The 17,813-nt window shown below is 43.6% G+C and carries 14 protein-coding genes; 1 reads left to right on the top strand and 13 read right to left on the bottom strand.

What is annotated here, in order from left to right:
* Positions 1 to 38: 38 nt before the first annotated feature.
* From J2X69_RS09100 to J2X69_RS09065, 8 genes are all read right to left on the bottom strand, one after another.
* Entirely contained in the window at positions 39 to 1,265 is a 1,227-nt protein-coding gene (locus J2X69_RS09100) for a DUF4374 domain-containing protein (RefSeq protein WP_310101866.1), read from the bottom strand.
* A 132-nt stretch (positions 1,266 to 1,397) separates the two neighbouring features.
* Positions 1,398 to 4,013, bottom strand: a complete 2,616-nt coding sequence (locus tag J2X69_RS09095) for a TonB-dependent receptor (protein ID WP_310101864.1) — start codon at positions 4,011 to 4,013, stop codon at positions 1,398 to 1,400.
* Positions 4,014 to 4,228: 215 nt separating this feature from the next.
* Complete coding sequence (locus J2X69_RS09090; protein WP_310101861.1) at positions 4,229 to 5,176, bottom strand: FecR domain-containing protein; 948 nt, start codon at positions 5,174 to 5,176, stop codon at positions 4,229 to 4,231.
* Between the two features lie 332 nt (positions 5,177 to 5,508).
* Positions 5,509 to 6,039 carry a sigma-70 family RNA polymerase sigma factor gene (locus tag J2X69_RS09085; RefSeq protein ID WP_310101859.1) on the bottom strand — a complete coding sequence of 177 codons (531 nt, stop codon included), beginning with the start codon at positions 6,037 to 6,039 and terminating at the stop codon, positions 5,509 to 5,511.
* A 403-nt stretch (positions 6,040 to 6,442) separates the two neighbouring features.
* Positions 6,443 to 6,652, bottom strand: coding sequence for a hypothetical protein (locus J2X69_RS09080; RefSeq protein WP_310101857.1), 210 nt, complete (start codon positions 6,650 to 6,652; stop codon positions 6,443 to 6,445).
* 174 nt (positions 6,653 to 6,826) lie between these two features.
* A complete protein-coding gene (locus J2X69_RS09075) occupies positions 6,827 to 7,261 on the bottom strand; it encodes a nuclear transport factor 2 family protein (protein ID WP_310101855.1) in 435 nt (144 codons plus the stop codon).
* 27 nt (positions 7,262 to 7,288) lie between these two features.
* Entirely contained in the window at positions 7,289 to 7,600 is a 312-nt protein-coding gene (locus J2X69_RS09070; protein ID WP_310101853.1) for a DoxX family protein, read from the bottom strand.
* Positions 7,601 to 7,623: 23 nt separating this feature from the next.
* Positions 7,624 to 8,412 carry an AraC family transcriptional regulator gene (locus tag J2X69_RS09065; RefSeq protein WP_310101850.1) on the bottom strand — a complete coding sequence of 263 codons (789 nt, stop codon included), beginning with the start codon at positions 8,410 to 8,412 and terminating at the stop codon, positions 7,624 to 7,626.
* A 67-nt stretch (positions 8,413 to 8,479) separates the two neighbouring features.
* Here J2X69_RS09065 and J2X69_RS09060 point away from each other — a divergent pair, with 67 nt between their 5' ends.
* Complete coding sequence (locus tag J2X69_RS09060; protein ID WP_310101847.1) at positions 8,480 to 9,256, top strand: methyltransferase domain-containing protein; 777 nt, start codon at positions 8,480 to 8,482, stop codon at positions 9,254 to 9,256.
* A 50-nt stretch (positions 9,257 to 9,306) separates the two neighbouring features.
* Here J2X69_RS09060 and J2X69_RS09055 read toward each other — a convergent pair whose 3' ends face one another.
* The 5 genes from J2X69_RS09055 to J2X69_RS09035 form a co-directional block, all read right to left on the bottom strand.
* Complete coding sequence (locus tag J2X69_RS09055) at positions 9,307 to 10,167, bottom strand: glycoside hydrolase family 16 protein (RefSeq protein ID WP_310101846.1); 861 nt, start codon at positions 10,165 to 10,167, stop codon at positions 9,307 to 9,309.
* Positions 10,168 to 10,251: 84 nt separating this feature from the next.
* Positions 10,252 to 11,412 (bottom strand): glycoside hydrolase family 43 protein, encoded by a 1,161-nt coding sequence (locus J2X69_RS09050; protein ID WP_310101844.1) that lies wholly within the window; start codon positions 11,410 to 11,412, stop codon positions 10,252 to 10,254.
* A gap of 35 nt (positions 11,413 to 11,447) precedes the next feature.
* Positions 11,448 to 13,121 (bottom strand): RagB/SusD family nutrient uptake outer membrane protein, encoded by a 1,674-nt coding sequence (locus J2X69_RS09045; RefSeq protein ID WP_310101841.1) that lies wholly within the window; start codon positions 13,119 to 13,121, stop codon positions 11,448 to 11,450.
* Between the two features lie 11 nt (positions 13,122 to 13,132).
* Positions 13,133 to 16,009, bottom strand: coding sequence for a TonB-dependent receptor (locus J2X69_RS09040; RefSeq protein WP_310101838.1), 2,877 nt, complete (start codon positions 16,007 to 16,009; stop codon positions 13,133 to 13,135).
* A 63-nt stretch (positions 16,010 to 16,072) separates the two neighbouring features.
* Positions 16,073 to 17,803 (bottom strand): RagB/SusD family nutrient uptake outer membrane protein, encoded by a 1,731-nt coding sequence (locus J2X69_RS09035; RefSeq protein ID WP_310101835.1) that lies wholly within the window; start codon positions 17,801 to 17,803, stop codon positions 16,073 to 16,075.
* Positions 17,804 to 17,813 lie beyond the last annotated feature (10 nt).

Below are 17,813 nucleotides of genomic sequence, written 5' to 3'. Positions count from 1 at the left end.
ACCCGGCTTAAGAGCCGGGTATATGGGCTAATAATATCTTAGTTTAATTTGAAAAGGGAAGGCGTATCGTCTGAACCACCCACTATCTTAAGTCCCTTAGTCAACGTATCTGCTTCAGGATCATATTCCCAGATATAGACTGCATCGGCATTGGGGTCATTTACAGCGATGTAAGCTTTGCCATCATGAATCACGGCAGAGCTGGAATTCATCAATGGCGGAAAGTCAAGCTTCTTTACTACCTGCTGGGTATTGACATCCACTATCAGATACTCCCACATAGCCGCATACCACCAATCGTCCCACTCCTTGACATTGGTTGCTGCATCATGTGCATTGATAAGGATTGCCTTGCCGTTACCGATGTAGGTAACGCCGAGCTGTTTGTCTCCACCGGTGATGGCAGACACATTGAAGAAGTATCCGGGATCGATCTCAAAACTCCCGTCTTTCACTCTGAAAAATCCCGTCGGCATATTGGGCTTATTGGCGCCCAGAGCAATCGGGTGTGTCAGGATATAGGTGTTGCCAGCCTCCGAGAATTGGCTAAAATAGCCGTTTCTAAGCGCTCCGATGGGTGCAGAACGACCATCCTTGCTGGTGACCTGCAGATTCGTTAGACTGGGAAAGTCAATCACTGCCATGTAGGAGGAGTCATAGTGTACCTCCTCCTTTTCATTGTACAAGCCGTAGCCAATCAGGAGTTTGCTTCCCTTGGGTATAGCGGAAAAAACCATGCGTCTATGATCTGCAGGAACTCCCGTGCTTTCAAATTCCCCTGACTTCACCAGCGTCATACTGGTTGTGTTCACGATCGCATAGAAGTTGCTGCTTCTTGGCCCAAACATCAGTTGCTCCTCATCAATCCATACGTGCCAGCCAAGGTAAGGAGAAGCGAATGCGGTAAAAGGAATTTCTGCTACTGTGGTGAGCGATCCATTTTCAAAAACATACTTGCCAAACTTTCCGTCATTCGGATGTAAATGATAAAAGTCTTTTCCCTTTTGGATGATATTTTCTCCCCAAGAGAATATATCGCTAATATCCACTCCGCTTCCAATAGGTGAAATTGATCCTTCCGTCAAAGAAGCAGCAGGCAGCATATACCTACCCTGAGCGGTGGAAAAGATTATGGCATATTCACCGGCTTCAGCCACAGGCGATGTTGGTACAGGATCATCATCGGAACATGATACTAATAGCGGACCGGACAAAATCGCTGTCCCAAGTGCAAGTAAGAATTTTCTTTTTAACGTAATTTTCATGTGTTTATAATTTGTTTTTTAGCGGTCATAACCTCTCCCAAACTCGATTAGGGAGAATATCAAAACGTGGATAACCATCTCTCTACGAGATGCTCAGGTCATGATTTGATAATGGGTTTTGTTTAAAGTGAATTAATGAAGATCATGGATGAAATACCTTAACTTCAGGGAGAAGGATCTTCCCGGTTTTTGGAGTTTAAAATTATCGTAGGCGATCACATCCGTGATGTTTCTGCTTTCAACTGTGATGTTATACCTGCCTCTTTCTCTGGAATAAGTCAAGGCCAGATTGTGGATCAACTGATTGGGAATATAATCTTTGGTAGTCTTGTCACCCAGCTTCGACCAGCTAAGTGAGTATTCATTGATGTACTGCGAAAACCAGTTGAGCTGAACTCTTGAATCAGTCCCCAACACATCATCCTTGCCTACGTTCAATTCGAAATTGCCATAAAGCCAAGGCTGATTTGGGACACGGCTCCCATAGGTGATTTTTGGTCTGTTAGATCCCCGTACATATTTTTCGCGATCCACAGCATTCTGGTAACTAAGATTGGCAGTCATTGAGACCAGCCGCTTGAACTTATAGTCTGCTTCTACTTCAAAACCGTCAACTTTGATCCCACCGGCATTGAAAAACCAAGACTGTGCACCTTCTACCGCTCCTGAAATAGGCGCATTGAGAATGTAATTTCTGGCGTTTCTATAGAATGCGCCCCCCTCCAAACTCAGGCTATGCCCCCCAAAGTCTGTGAGGTAGAAAATGCCAAAATTGTAATTATCGCTTTCTTCCGGCAGAAGATTCGGATTGCCTACCACATCTTCCTTGTTGCCATAGAGTTCCACTATCCCCGGCAGTCTATAGGCATGTTCATAGGATGCTTTTACACCAAAATTCCCGATAATTTTAAACCTCGAAGCAAGACCATAACCGAGATAGTCCTTGTATTCTTTACTTTCTGTATCATCTGCATTGACGACATTTCCACCCATTCCGAAGTACTTGACGAAGAATGAATTGGTCCATCGGTTATCAACTAACGCTTGCTGATAGGATAGTCCCAGTATGGTCTTATTTATCCTATTGGACTTGTAGTAGCTGTTTTCATACGGATCAATCTCGTCATAGCTCTCCCTATAGGAACTGTTGAAATTATAATTCAAGCCCAGTGAATGATTGTCAGCAAGTTTGTAATTCAGGTTCGTCTGTACCAAACTGTTGTATCCCGTGAAATGAAATCTGTATTTATCCTCTCCATATTCCCCACCGGATTGATTTGTACGATCAGGCAACCCATTCCATTGATACCACGTTCTGGAGCTCGTATCCGTGACAATGCTTTTATCAATAGAGTAGTTGGCAAAAGCGCCCAGAGAGAGCTTATCATTGAGGAATTTGTCTTTTCGATACCGAACGGAAGGAACCACGCTATGGCTCTCATTGGTAACCTCCCCCAAGACTTTTGTTTGGGTAGCGCCCGTCTGGCGCTCACTGAACACATCTGTATAGAGCAGACCTACAACCAATACATCTGCCCAGTTCTTGTTGGCCACGCCTGCCTCTGCCTGCACCATATAGGATGTGTAGCCATCATGAAAGCGTCTCAACTTGTCCTTGGTCACAAACTTATTGTCTTCGATCACCTGGAGGTTCACATTGGCCTCCGGATTGTTTCGCATGAAATAGTTGTTTTTTGAGGTGTTGTAAAAAGAGCTCACGTTTAACGTTATCCCGGATCTTGGCGCTGTATAGCTACTGTTGATCGCAGCTCTATGTGTCCCGAATGACCCAAAACTATAGCTGACATCAAGGGATTTTCCATCGTTACGCTTAGTGATGATATTTACTGCCCCTCCCAAGGCATCTGCTCCCAGATGTGCAGGCACTACACCTTTGTACACTTCTATCCGCTCGATGAGATTCACAGGGATGTTATTGAAAGTCATGCCGCTCCCAAATGATTCTATGGGGATCCCATCAATAAAAAATTTAATATGGCTCCCGGAAAGCCCGTTGATTGCAAAATTAAACCCTGAACCCAAGCCTCCTTCTTCTCTTATCCGGACTCCACCCGTACGGCTGAGAATCTGATTTACATCAGCAGTCATATTGGCGTAGGCTCTTGTATCTATCGCTTTTACATTAAATTCCGTTTCATTGAGCTCTTGCGCCTCAGTCTTGCCGACCACTGTGATTTCCTGAAGATCAAGGGAACTTTTGTTCAGTTCAAAGTTGAGTATGGATGAGGCATTCTTTTTGACCTCAAGCTGCTGTTGCCCCAATAGCTCACCGAATAACTTAATGCTTATCTCATACTGCCCGACAGGCAGCCCTGTCAGCCGATAGTTTCCATTTTCATCCGCAGTGGTTTTATAGTTTGCTCCCGCACTTACCTCTCCAAAAGCCAAAGGCTCCCCGTCAGAGAACTTAAGCTTACCACTGACGCTTCCCTTTCCTTCTATGAACCGTATGGTGAGAATATTGCCTGAAACACGAAGGTCATCTAACTGGTCCCCAACTAAATCCCTGATGATATTTTGTACAGTAATATCCCTGTAGTTTTTGGTAAGCTTTGTCTCTTTATTCACCAAAGAACTATTGTAATTGATGGATAAACCCGACTCTTTGCCAACAATTGCAAGAGCTTCCGGCAAGGATTTCTCTGAGAACGAAACCGAAATTTTACGGGAGAGGGTTTCTTCCTGAGCAAGCAGCGGGGTGTGAATGAGCATGCAAATAACACTCATCAAAAAAAATATTCTACGGCAGATAGCAAGAAGCTTAACTGAAGCGAATAAGGTATTATACATATATTTGCGGTAGTGTAGATTAATGCAGAACGAGACACAGAGTCGCTATCAGCAACTTTGCATATCGTGGATAAAGGTTAATTGTGCACTGGCCCGGTTGAATGTTTGGCGACGGAAAACCGGGTCTTTTATACAGCTTATGTCTTCATTTTTCAGTAGAGCGTAAGGATGTTGTCTTGATATTTATAACTGAAACCCAGGGCAAAGCCTAGGCTTGAAGCTACTTCCTTGAGTTTAGGATCGTCAAATTCACCTGTATAAGTCTGCCTCAGTAAGTCATGATTGACTACTTTGACTTCTATTCCAAACCATTTTTCAAGCTCTTTGGCGATCTGGACCATAGTGAGGTTGTTAAAACTCAACACATTTGATTTCCAAGCCAGTGCGTATGGGTCGATTTCAACCAATCGTAATTGACGTTCCATAAGTATGACACTTTCCCCTTTCGTAGCCAGCAACTTCTCACCCGTAGTACGATCAGAAAAACTCACTTTCCCTTCTGTTACATTTAGTGTAGCCTGCGGCTCCCCGCTAAAATCCCTGAGGTTAAATGCAGTGCCGATGACTTGCGTCAGTGTCTTTTCCGATCGGATCACAAAAGATTGGTCAGCATTTTTGGCCACTTCGAAGTACATCTCCCCTTTCATACTCACCAAGCGTATGGAATCCTCAAATTGGGCAGGGTAACTTATTTCCGAACCGGCATTTAGCCAGACGGAACTTCCGTCAGGGAGTATTACTCTTCTGGTCTCACCGTATTCGGTCTTTTCGGTAATCAATTCGGGAGCCGATTTAAAATTGACAACGCCAAGAAAGGCAATGATTCCTACCACAAAAAACACAGAAGCAGCGACGAAAAATCTTCTCCGGGTTTTCAGTTGTTTTACTCCGGAATCAGGCATTTGATTTGGTGGTGCCACCCTATCTTGCATCTCAAGCCAACTCTTGAGTTCAAGTTTATCCAAGTCTTGAAACTCCGGGAATGAAACTTCAGCTTCTTCATTTTGCAGCCATTCCTCCACCAACCTCGACTCCACCTCGGTGCAGTCTCCGGTGTGGTATCGCTCCAACAGCTCTTTGTTTATTTCCCTGTGCTTCATTTGTCGATTCTAAATCCGGACAATAAAGTCCCCAACAACCTATCCGTTTATGACTCACTTTTTCCTAAACCGGATTTGAATAAATTTCCAAACAACTGAATTTCAATAGAATAAATTCAGGATTACAACATTAGAAAAGATCAGACCCGGCAAGTATCTCAGTTGGGAGGATACTAGCCGTTTAAAAAAACAAGACGAGAGAGATGGTTCGTAATCCTAAATGTCAGTTGGGGCAGGGCAATAAAAACATGCCAGTGAATTCAAAGCAGCGGTGAAGCGGATGATTTTACACCCCTTCCGGTCACAATAGAAACACTAAGGAATATTCGGGATTAAAGCGAATAGTTGAGTTTCTCCTTCAAAAACCCAATGGATTTATACAAATGATACTCTACTGATTTTTCACTGAGTTTCATTTTCTCAGCTATTTCAGCCCGTGAAACACCTTGGTTATCCATTTCAAAAATCTGCCGACTCTTAGTAGGAAGCAATCCCAGAATCGACTTAAATCTTGCTAAAAGTTCATTTTGAAGAACAGTCTCCTCCGTTGAATTAACCGAATCAATCCCCAATGACAATTCATGCGCTTGATGTTTTTTGCGCACATTCCTCTTTCGGAGATAATCAAAAGATTCAAATTTTGCAGCCTTGGTCAAATAGGCATCAGGATTGCCCTTGATCCGAAGCGTATCTCTCTTGACCCATATATTCTCAAATATATCCTGCGCAATTTCCTTGGAGACTTCCACGTCAGAAAGTACGTGATAGCATACTCCAAACACCTTTTTCCAATAATCACGGTAAAGCCGGGCAAAAGTTTGCTCGTTGATCAACAGTATATTTTGCGTGCCCGGGGTTTCCACTTCATTCGCTTTTAATGCCCCAAATATAGAGTTATTTAGATTGATTAAAAATAATAACCCTGAAACATCTTCTTCCCTTCCTATTCACATGCTTACTACGTTGCTTGAACCATTAAAATTTAAATGCGAGGCTTGTCAGAAAATTAACGGGCTTCTGAGGCCTCACAAAATATCCATCGCTTACCCAATAATGTTCGTCTGTAATGTTATTTGCCTTAAGACTGAGGCGAAATTTATTACTGTTATAATAGAGTCCAATATCCAGCACGGTATAACTGGGTAATGTAAACGTATTGGTGTTGTTGAAAAAAGCATCTGAAATATAATGGGGACGGGGCTCCTTTGGGTGATTTCCTTCGCATCATCCAAAGTCGGCGCGGTAGTGCTTACTTCACGTCCAAACTCACCCCGCCTTGGGTATTGTATTTTTGGCATTCTCATTTTCCGAGTCAAGCGCTATCGACCTCCTGTATGACCTGATCCTTTCTTCTATTTTCCTGTACAGACGAAGTGCTTCTCCGATGCTGTCAAAGGTGTTTGTGCCCTCAGTATAAAGTCCGGTATTCAGCTCAAAGACCTGAAAGGCTTCTTGGAGCTTTTGTTGGCTGAGCAATTAGTACCCAAAGGAATTGATGGCGTCTTCTCTCACATTATATTCAGCATCAGGCCCTATTTCAAACTCACGCTCTATAAGTTGTAGGGTTTCATCAATAGAATTGGATTACTCACAAATCACCTAAGATTTATTTGAAAGAAAATATGTGTAAAAAATACTTGTCAAAAATGGCTAATAGCGCATTCTCCAACTGGTAATAACCCCATCTTCTACTGTAAACAAAAAGTCAGCTTTGTTTGAGTATCCACGGCTAGAATACTGTCCCCGTACAATAACTTGGTTGCCATTTTCCACTGTAAATTCAGGGTTTTCAACCTTGCCTTGGCGACTAATGATGTCGCTTTCCAACCATTTGGCTGTAGCTTCCGGTGTTTTCATTGTACCATCAGCACCATAAGCTTGTGTTGCAGTCTTTGCAAATTGCTTTCTAATGAGTTCTGCATCCTCAGCTTCCATTGCTTCAATTAACGTTTTTACGGGTTCCAATAAGGTTTTGTCTTCCATTGTTGTTGATTTTGAATTAGGTGTCATTGTTTTACTTGTTTTTTGAGCACAGGCTATAAATGAATAACCAGTCAGCAGAAATATCATAAATTTTGTTTTCACCTATTCGGATTTAAATGTTAGCAGTCATCAATTCTTAAGTGGATGTTGCAAATAGATGATTACCAGGTTGAGCAAAATGAATGGCAGTTCAATCGCCGCACCTTTCAAATCTTTATCCAATAGATGCAAACAGGTGATCATCAAAATTCCTGCTGCCATCAGGAAATTGCCCCAAACAAACGTCTTTGGAGATAAAATCAATAGTGCAGCCAATATCGTAATGGCACCATTTATCATTATTGCGGTTTTAGAAAAATGCCATTTGCCAAACATTTCCAGCATTTCCGGTTTTGTCGAAAACATTGCATAACCTTGCTTGAATCCCAAATACATACTCATACTGCCAAAGGATAAAGTAGCCCCTATTCCATCACATATTTAGTAGGCGTGGTGCCCAAATGCTTTTTGAATGTGGCAATAAACGAACTCACATTTTCATATCCTAAATCAAAAGCAATGTCCTTTACTGCTCTTCTTTCTCCAAGTAACTTTATTGCTTCAAGCAATTTTAAACGCATCTTCCATTCACCGAAACCCATACCCAATTCCTTAGTAAACAACCGTAAAAGCGTTCTGGAACTCATGCATGATAGCTCCGCATAATACTCAATAGTTTTCGTGCCGGAAACATCTTCCATCAGAGCATCTGTTACTCTTTTAACTCTTTCATCATGGCTTGTCGGAAGGAATGTAGGGCTGGGGGTTAAGCAGGAGATTTCATCCAACAGTACTTCAAAAATTCTAGCTTGTTGGGATGTCAATCGCTCAGGGTTCGAAAAGGAGGTGATTTTGGCTAGGAGGCTTTTTATAAAAACCGTTGTGTCAAAAGCAAAGCTGTCTTTGGGAAGATTGCACAATTTAGACTCATCAATAAATGCTGAAACAACTTTCACATTCCTTGGGAAATACACCTGATGCCACTCATTACCGGCTAACCACACACATTGGGATGGATTCACTATCCAAATATTTTTTCCGGTTACAACTTCCATTATCCCTCTATCGCATGATATGATTTGGGCCCGTGGATGAGAATGATAATCAGCACATTTTGCATTCCGGATAGTTTCAGAATAAGTGGTAACCGGGCGTAGCTCATTTTTCTCAAAACCGTAGTCAACCCTGATATTTGTCTTATAATCATTATTCATTGTCCTAATATAGTAACTCTGACATTACCCGACATACCGAACTTTGCACGTAAACAATAGAATATTTATGGAAAGCAAAAAGCACAACGAAAACATTATAAAGCAATTTTCCAAACAGGCAGTTGGGTACTCCTCAATAACTTCACACAGTGATGCTTTGGATAAATTGGTTCAGATGTCGGGAATAACCAAAGAAGACACGGTATTGGATATTGCATGCGGTTCAGGCATTGTATCCTGCGAATTTGCCAAACATGCCCGTTTTGTTACCGGTATTGACATCACCCAAGAAATGCTTGATCATGCGAGAAAATCACAACAAAAGGGGAACATCCAGAACATCTCCTGGGAGATTGGAGACGTTACAGATTTACCATATCCCGACAATCATTTTTCACTAGTGATATCAAGATTTGGGTTTCACCACTTTTTAGACCCACTTCAAGTTTTGAGCGAAATGACAAGAGTCTGTAAACCCAACGGACTGATTATGGTAGTGGATGTCTCGGTACCTGACGATAAAATCAACAAGTACAACGAGATGGAAAAACTTAGGGATTATTCCCATGTATCAGCAATTTCAAAGACCGGTTTTGCCAATATTTTCGAAAAGACGGGGTTAAAACATCCGGAAACCGATGAATATGTAATGCAGATTACCCTAAATGAACAACTCCAAGCTTCGTTTCCGACAAACCCCGATGAATTGAAAAACATGATTCTTCAGGATATAGGAGTTGATGATTTGGGAATAAACGCAACAAGGTTTGGTGAAGAAGTAGTACTTAACTACCCAATCCATATCTTTTCAGCCCGAAAATGGCAGACAGAAAAAATGGTATGAATTACAGGCTATTCCTATTAAAAACGGTGTTAGATAGCAAATCGGGTAAATCACTTTTTCTGATACACTCTCACATAATCTATCTGATACTGTTTTGGAAAAGGAGTCTGTTCTAGGCTTCCGCCATTTGATCCCAAGGCAAGGTTTAAGAGTAAGTAGTGTGGCTGATGAAATGGGTTGAATCCATCGGGATTGGTGGTCTGAGTCAGATCTACTTCATTCAGCAATTCCCCATCAAGGTAAATCTTGGTATAATCAGCCGTCCAGTCCATCTTCCAGATATGAAATTTTGACGGCCAATCAGCATCTTTAGCCAGAAGCTCAGCGAATGGGATCTTTGCCTCATCCCACCTAGCACGCTTTTGCTCATGTGCCCAAGCGGCATTTGCCAAAATTGTGGGTTTGCCGTCAACTTTATAAAACTCCATAATATCAATTTCCCCATTGGCAGGCCAGGGTTTTGACACACCCAGTGTCCAGATGGCGGGCCACATTCCGCTTGCTGTATCTATTTTTGCCCTTACTTCCACCACAGCGTACTGAAACTCTACTTTTCCCCGTGTATTGATACTGGACGAGGTATATTCGGCAAATTCCCGGTTTTTTCTCCAGTCATTAGAGGCAGGATCATAGGAAGGATTTTTGACCTTTTCCTTCCTCCCCTCGATCACCAAGTTACCTTCCGAAACAGTAGCATTTTCAAGTTGATACCACTGCATTTCATTGTTTCGCACAAACCCGGTTTCAGGAGACCAAAAGTCAGGATTGGGCATCCCCTCTGTGTCAAACTCATCAGCCCAAAGCAGGGTGTATCCCTTCAAATCGGGGGTTATAGCTTGCTCTTTTCTAAGTGAACCACAACTCCCCATTGCAAGAGACAGGAATAGGACGCAGCTAAAGGAAATTTTCATTGATAAAAAGATATTTTTAGACTAATTAAGTAAGTATGATTATCCGTTTTATTGGTTTGGCAGGCCACCAAGTAGGGGGTGCATTCAATCAAATAGGATAGTCTGGTCAAAATAACTGAGATCCCACTCGTCCATCCATTCCAGAACAGGGCGGCCATCTTTCATCTGTATGGGAAGCCATACATAGCGGCCATCTATTGCATTTTGGGGTCTCCAGCGGTCAGCCATAAAAATAAACGCATCCTTTTTCCCCTGAACAGGCACAATAAAGGTACTTTGGGAATCAAATGTGAGCTCAGCCCCCTCTCCCACGGCCGGATTTCCCAAAGCTGTCCATGGCCCAAACAAGTCGTCTGCCACAAAGGACCGGGCGGCATTAGGATCCCATCCCGTACATCCGGAGGTAATGAGGTAATATTTCCCATCCTGCTTGAACACTGCCGGGGCTTCATTGTGGCCTGCAGGTTCGATCACCGCCCATTTATCCGTAAAAGCAAGATAGTCGTCCGTCAGCTCTGCAATATGTAAGGTCAGGTTTTCCTCAGAAGAAAAAATATGGTAGGCTTTCCCATCATCGTCTACATATAAAGTCATATCCCTTGCCATCTGGCCAGATTCAAAATCACGTCTGATAAACAACCCTTCCGCTACCTCTTTTTTCCACTCTTCTGACCATCCCTTGAGTTCGTTTTCAGTAATCGTTTTTTCCTTCCAGGAGCTTTCGAAATTAACCGGCCAAGTTTTGGGATTTGGGCGAAGGGACTTTTGGAAAACGTATGGCCCTGTTGGCGTATCACTCACCGCCAATGCCGTCCGTGCAGCATCATATCCCTGAGACTTGAGCTCTAGGTGAAACCACATGACAAACTTCCCTGTCTTCTCATTGTAGATCACCTTGGGACGTTCTATCACGCTGCCTTTTTCGATATCAGAGCTGCTCCCTTCTGCATCCACCGCCAGTGCCACACCTTCATTTTTCCAATTGACCAGATCGGTGGAAGAATAGCAGCCTACCCCCACCATGGCCCTGTTTCCCATCCGGCCTTCTGTCTTATGCTCACCAAACCAATAATAGACTCCCTCATGAAAAAGAATGCCTCCACCATGGGCATTGATATGTATTCCATCCGTATCCGGCCAGAGTTCTCCAGGTCGAATAACCTCTTGTTCATATGAAGTTGATTGAGCCGGAGCAAAGTGACATACACTTCCGAATAGTAAAATAAAACTAAAAAGAGTTTTCATTGTGAGTATTGAAACGTTTATAAAATGACAGTATTCTACCAGTTAGGATTTTGTTGTAGTTTACCGCCTGCCTTATTGATTTCTACTGCAGGAATAGGATAGAGATACATTTGCTCCAAGAATATACGCTTTTCAGCATCTTGGTAAGAAAAGGTAAAGGTTTCGTCCGCATTTTTTTCGATTACAGCTATCCTCAACGGCTTTGATAAAACTTCCATGGCATCCTTCCACCGTCTTAGATCCCAGAATCTATGCTCCTCAAAGGCAAGCTCCACACGCCGTTCATTTTTGATTTTGGCCCTGAATTCTTCTCTGGAAGCTATTTCTACATCCGGCATGGATACGCCAGGTCTGTTCCGCACCCTATTGAGCGCTTCCCTAGCGGAAATCGGGGTTCCTTCTGCCACAGCATCTGGACCATAAGCCTCGTTCATTGCTTCGGCATAGTTTAGCAATACTTCAGCATAACGGAAGTAAATCCATGTATGGATGCTGGTTCTATTTTGAAGTAGATCCAAGCCCTCGTCAGAGAATTTCTTTAGGTAATAGCCTGTTTTGGTAGCCCCTGCAGTGCCATTGCCATCCAATCCACCTGCAAAGGTCTCGACTTTTCTTCCCTTGTAATCCGAGTCGTTGACAATAATGCTCATCTGCAATCTCGGGTCCCGGTTAGCATAAGGATTTTGGGGATCATACTCCTCATCTTCCCCTATCGGCAAGCCATTCGCTGTTTCATATGCATCCACCAGATTCTGGCTAGGATTGGCACCTCCCACTGCTCCGGTAAAGCCGATGGGAAAGTTACTTCTTTCCAATTCATTGGTGGCGCCATAGCTTCTTCCGAAGATGATCTCACTATTGGTGATAAACCGGAATAGATTTCGGTAATCGTCGACCAAATTATACTGATTCATCCCAATGACTTCGTAAGCCGCTTCCGCTGCCCTTGTCCATTTGGAAAGGTCATGTGCAGGGTTGTGCAGGGGGCTCGCAGCATACAGCAATACCCTGGATTTCAATGCCAAAGCGGCACCTTGGGTAGCCCTACCGATCAACCGGTCTCCGTCAAAACCCGACCAAGTACTTCTCAGATCCGGCATCGCCAGCTCAAGTTCAGCCTCTATGTAGGCAACAACTTCATTAAATGAATTTCTGGTATAGTCAAACGCACTTCCTTCATCCAAAACCTCTGTGATAATAGGTACTCCTCCGTATCTCTTCAGCAATTCAAAGTAGAAAAAAGCCCGGAGAAAACGGGTTTCAGCCCTAAGCCACATCAAGTCGTTGCTCTGCGTCTGATAAGACTGCTTTCCCTGCTCTGTCACGGTATCCTGTACGATGATAGCACGATAATCTGTGGAGTTTTCCAAAAACAAATTTGCCTTTCTAACTCCGGCATAAAGCGCTGTCCATTGGTCATCAGGATTAGAAAATGCACCCCAATTGCCGTTTCCCAGCTTCTGAATGCTATTGTCCCTGCCCGAATGGGCAGCATCATCCGTAGCAGCAGCCAACATACCTCCACTGAATCTATCAAAGCCCTGAGGTAGATTACTGTAAATCCCAATGCCGAAATTCCGCATGGTAGTATAGGAGGAAAACACTTGTTCCTCTGTATAATTGGTATCCATCCTCCTGTCCAAAAATTCATCCACACAGGAAGAAAAAAGGATTATCGCGCCGATAAACAATATGATATGTTTTTTCATTTTTCCCTTTATTAAAATTGTACGCTAATTCCCAAATTCAGTGATTTCAATGGAGGGTACCCGCCATAGGCTTCCGGGTCTACCATATCCATTTTATCCCAAGTGAGCAGATTAACTGCGTTTACAAATACCCGTAGGTTATCAACCTTGATCTGATGTGCCCATACTTCAGGAATGGCATATCCCAATTCTATGTTTCGCAAGCGAAGCAAATTCCCTGATTTCATCCAGAAAGTGGATGGTCTATAATTATTTTCATTGGCCAGGGTCGTCAATCTCGGAAAGGTCGCGTTCTCCTGATTTTCCGGAGTCCATCTGTTGAGTGCATTGCTACTTAGATTCGCATCGTTTTGCAGTCCCCAAAAATATGTTCCGTTTAAGTTTATAGATCTATTGGTAAGCCCATAGAAGAGCAGCTCCAAATCGAATCCTTTATACTGTGCTCCCACATTGAACGTATAGATAAACTCCGGTAGCCAGGTCTTTCCTATGGCTATCTCATCGTTTTGATCGATCCGTCCATCTCCATTTTGGTCGATGTATTTGATGTCTCCCGGCTTTACGGCAGCAAATGATGACACCAGAACACCCTGCTTCAACTCACCGTTTGCCTCAAAATCATCTGGGGAATAAAATCCATCCGCTTCCCAGCCAAAATGCTGACCAATCGCATGTCCTGTTCTGTACATGTAGGATTCAGGATGGGCAATCTCTCCCATCTCTATGATTTTGTTTTTGGCAAAAAAGCCGCTTGCTCCCACGAAATAATTGAATGAACCGATATGGTCTGTGTAGCGTAAGTCCAACTCAAAACCTCTGTTGTTCACTTTACCGATATTCTCATAGGGAGGCAGTACTCCGATATAACCCGGGAAAATATTGCCTGTGTTCACCGGCATATTTGAGCGTCTGTTGTAGAATAAATCCATTACTACAGCGAGTTTATTATAGAGCGTGGCTTCGAAACCTACGTTAAACTTCAGGTCTTTTTCCCACGAGATCTCCGAATTTCCAAGCTGCCCATAGTTGATGATCCCGTTGGAAACATTGTCCAACCCCAAACGATACTCACCGGAATAATAGAAATCCTGAGTGTAGGCAAATCTACTTCCACCAAATCTGTCGTTGCCCAAAATCCCTGCCGATGCACGGGCTTTGAGGAAGTTCACTACGCTGCTGCCTTTCAAAAACTCTTCGTTAGAGACTATCCAAGCACCCGATAGCGATGGAAAAAAACCAAAGCGGTGGCCTTCCGGAAATCTCTCCGAACCACTGTAAGCAAATCCCAGCTCAGCAAAGAAGCGGGATTGATAATTATAGGTAAATCTTCCCATCAGGCTTTGATTGGCATATGGAACATTGTTTCCGGAAACACTCAACACATCCTGATGATACATTAGCATACCTGTCAACCCATGGTGACCTAATTGCTTCTCATAGTCCAATGCCGCCTGGATATTTACCCGGTTCCATTGATCATTTCCCCACTCCTGTACGCTGAATCCCGTGTCGAGACCTCGCGGGTAATAAAGATACGGTTCCTCGCTACCTGAATCTCCTGCACCTATTTCGTAAAAAGCCAGTGAACGTGTTCTGTTGTAATTGCCCCTGTGCCAGTTGTTGATTCCTATAGCCTGAGAAAAACGCAGCCCGGGGATCAAGTCTCCCAGATCTTCCGAAAGCCTGAGATTCGTCATGATATTCCGATCATGGGAGGATGTATAGCCGCGTCCCAATACAGAAGCTACAGGATTATTGGGATATCTGGATGTCCCTCCCCAAGATCCGTCCGGATTGGTTACAGGAAAAGCATTGGAAGGGTATCTGGCCATATTTTCCCAAAGACCAAAGCCATTGACATTAGGAAAAAACCTATTTTCTATTCTTCCTCCAAAATCAAGGGATGCGGTAACTTTCGAAGAAATGGCCACATCGATATTAGAACGAAAATTCACCCTTCTGAAATCTGCATTGGAATTTTCTTTCCTTTTGGGATCAGTGTTTGCGTAAAGTCCCTGATTCTGCATGTATCCCAGTAAGATGAAATAACGTGTGGTCTCTCCTCCTCCTGAAAAAGTCAGATTAATATCACTAATGGGTGCATTGTCTCCCAATACTTCGTTGTACCAGTTGACATCAGGAAAGAGAAATGGATCATTTCCGCTACGGTAATTTTCTAAATCCGATGGGGAATAGCGTACAGGCAGTCCATCATTTGCCAGCGCTTCGTTGTAGAGAACACCATAGTCATAGGAATTCACAAAATCAGGCAGTCGTGTCGGCTTCTGAAATCCTGTTCTGGCAGTAAATCGAATCTGGGTCTTACCGTCAAATCCCCGCTTAGTAGTCACTAATAAAACTCCGTTTGCACCTCTGGTTCCGTAAAGTGCCAAGGCAGCAGCATCTTTCAAGACGGATACACTTTCGATTTCCTCCACAGACAGGTTGTCAAAAGAAGCTTCGAAACCATCCACTATCACCAGAAAGCCTGCATGGTTAAATGTACCCAGCCCACGGATAAGCATGCTTGGCTCATCAAACCCCGGCTCTCCTGAGCCACTCATCACAGTCAGTCCGGGTAATCTGCCGAAGAGAGTATTACTCAGCGTAGGTGTTAACGTTTTTGCCATAGCATCCCCTCCGATGGTCGAGATAGCTCCAGTGACAGCTTGTTTAGTCTGTCTTCCATAGGCTACATTCATCAGCTCCTTTTCGGTGATCTGATCCGTAGTTGCACTATCCTGTTTGGTAGCTTTGTCCACCGCGATTCCGGGAATGAGGGATTGAGCCTGCACCATCTGGGCAGTACAGAAAATCCCAAGCGTGTAAAGAGTCAGATGCGCCAGTATACGGGGTATCTTATTCGTGTATTTTATAGATAGTATCATTTGAAGCAATTTTAAGTACAGTACATGAGTATTACAGTAGTCGTCTTCTGATTCAGAAGCAGTTTACCAGCCCGGATTTTGAATGAGGTATCCCTTGTCTATTTCCCCTTGGGGAAGTGGGTACAGGTACATTTTTTCTTCCCATACCCGTGTCTCAAAAGGTTCCTTTCTATAGACATACTCCTCATCACTGAGCTGATAGATATTCAGTCCCCACATTTCCCCTTTCATGACCCCTTCTTCTCCTGCAATCATCCATCTTCTGACATCAAAAAACCTATGCTCCTCAAATGCCAATTCCACAGCCCTTTCCCTACGAATAGCTTCTCTGAGTTTTTCTTGGGTATTGTACCTGGAATCATTGACTGAGACGGGATCCAGTCCTCCTCTCTCGCGAATACTGTTCAATGCGGCAAAGGCATCTGCATCCAGCGGGGAAGCTTCATTGAGTGCCTCCGCATAGTTGAGGTAAAACTCAGCCAACCGGAATATTATCCAGTTAAACTGACCGCCTCCCCAGTTGGCTCTTCCAAGAAATTTTCTCATATACCCCACTCCATTGACAGGTGCCCCATCAGACCAGGATCCATTGCTGTTTTTGTAAAAGTTTCTGACGCCTATTTCATCATTCCATTTTGATCCTGAATAGAAAATAGAGTATTGAAATCTAGGCTCCATCGCCTGCATTTTTTCGAGAAACTCACTTCTTGGCCCTTCCTCCGGCCATTCTTGATCAGCCCCATCGGATGTATGGTACATCTGTGCATGCTGATAAGTCACACCATGCCCATACCATCCGCCATAAATACCTCTAGGCATCACAAACTGCTGAAACATAGGATTATAAGCACCCCACCAGCCATTTGACTGGTTATACAGCAACATCTCAGAACTTCCTTGGGCTTCCACAGCGGTCTGATAGTTTACTGCCGGATCATCTGAGGAATTCACCAGACTGACACCTGAAGTTGCTGCCCAGTCAAGAACTGCTTTACTTGCATCGGCCGCAGCCATCCATCTTCCTTCTTCGTAATTGCCATATCCTGTCAATTCCGGATTACTTGGCAAATAAGGAGTAGTCGTATTGTGCAGTGGGCTTGCAGCATAAAGCAATACTCTGGCTTTCAATGCCAAAGCAACCCCCTTTGTGATCCTACCATTGAAACTGGATGGATAAGTATCCGGCAACACAGCCGCTGCTGCATCACAGGACTGGACGATAAAGTCCACACATTCCTGATAAGTGTTTCTTGGAAGCATGAGCTCTCCTGCGACAGTTAATACCTCATCAACAATCGGAATCGCCCCATAGCGCTTCATCAATTCATGGTATTGCAAACCTCTCAAAACCATTGCTTCTGCTTTCATTTGTTCCTTTTCAGTCTGTGGGATATCAGGTACCATTTCAATGTTTTCCAGGAAGATATTCGCATTGCGAATTCCCTTATAATGCGAGCCGAAGTCATCTTCTCTATTGCCCGTAGGTCCCCAAACACCTGTATTATGGTCATTGGATGAAGGCCAAGTATCGTATACATCTCCTTCATCGCTGGCTGCCATCACCATGGAAGCATACATGCCATTATGTGACCCCCAGTCTATGGGAAATCCCAGCGGCATACTCGTCCGGTAACTTTCCCAGAGAAAAGATTCGGCAGTTGCTCTTTCGGAGAAAATATCCTCAATGGTCACGTCATTACTTTCCGGTTTACCCAGAAATTCATTGTCACAGGATGATAAGAGGATAGCTATACCCAACATTACACCTGTCAGGGATTGATATGATAGTCTCATGATTTTTTTG

It is taken from the genome of Algoriphagus sp. 4150 (assembly GCF_031457395.1).
Taxonomy (GTDB): Bacteria; Bacteroidota; Bacteroidia; order Cytophagales; family Cyclobacteriaceae; genus Algoriphagus.
The sequence above is the reverse complement of the archived record's forward strand: the minus strand, read 5'-3'. Positions and strand labels throughout refer to the sequence as shown.

Excerpts from the sequence above, each read along its gene's own strand:
- J2X69_RS09035 (WP_310101835.1), bottom strand. The coding sequence starts at position 17,803 with ATGAGACTATCATATCAATCCCTGACAGGTGTAATGTTGGGTATAGCT.
- J2X69_RS09070 (WP_310101853.1), bottom strand. The coding sequence starts at position 7,600 with ATGAGTATGTATTTGGGATTCAAGCAAGGTTATGCAATGTTTTCGACA.
- J2X69_RS09045 (WP_310101841.1), bottom strand. The coding sequence starts at position 13,121 with ATGAAAAAACATATCATATTGTTTATCGGCGCGATAATCCTTTTTTCT.
- J2X69_RS09055 (WP_310101846.1), bottom strand. The coding sequence starts at position 10,167 with ATGAAAATTTCCTTTAGCTGCGTCCTATTCCTGTCTCTTGCAATGGGG.
- J2X69_RS09050 (WP_310101844.1), bottom strand. The coding sequence starts at position 11,412 with ATGAAAACTCTTTTTAGTTTTATTTTACTATTCGGAAGTGTATGTCAC.
- J2X69_RS09040 (WP_310101838.1), bottom strand. The coding sequence starts at position 16,009 with ATGATACTATCTATAAAATACACGAATAAGATACCCCGTATACTGGCG.
- J2X69_RS09060 (WP_310101847.1), top strand. The coding sequence starts at position 8,480 with ATGGAAAGCAAAAAGCACAACGAAAACATTATAAAGCAATTTTCCAAA.
- J2X69_RS09090 (WP_310101861.1), bottom strand. The coding sequence starts at position 5,176 with ATGAAGCACAGGGAAATAAACAAAGAGCTGTTGGAGCGATACCACACC.
- J2X69_RS09065 (WP_310101850.1), bottom strand. The coding sequence starts at position 8,412 with ATGAATAATGATTATAAGACAAATATCAGGGTTGACTACGGTTTTGAG.
- J2X69_RS09095 (WP_310101864.1), bottom strand. The coding sequence starts at position 4,013 with ATGAGTGTTATTTGCATGCTCATTCACACCCCGCTGCTTGCTCAGGAA.
- J2X69_RS09100 (WP_310101866.1), bottom strand. The coding sequence starts at position 1,265 with ATGAAAATTACGTTAAAAAGAAAATTCTTACTTGCACTTGGGACAGCG.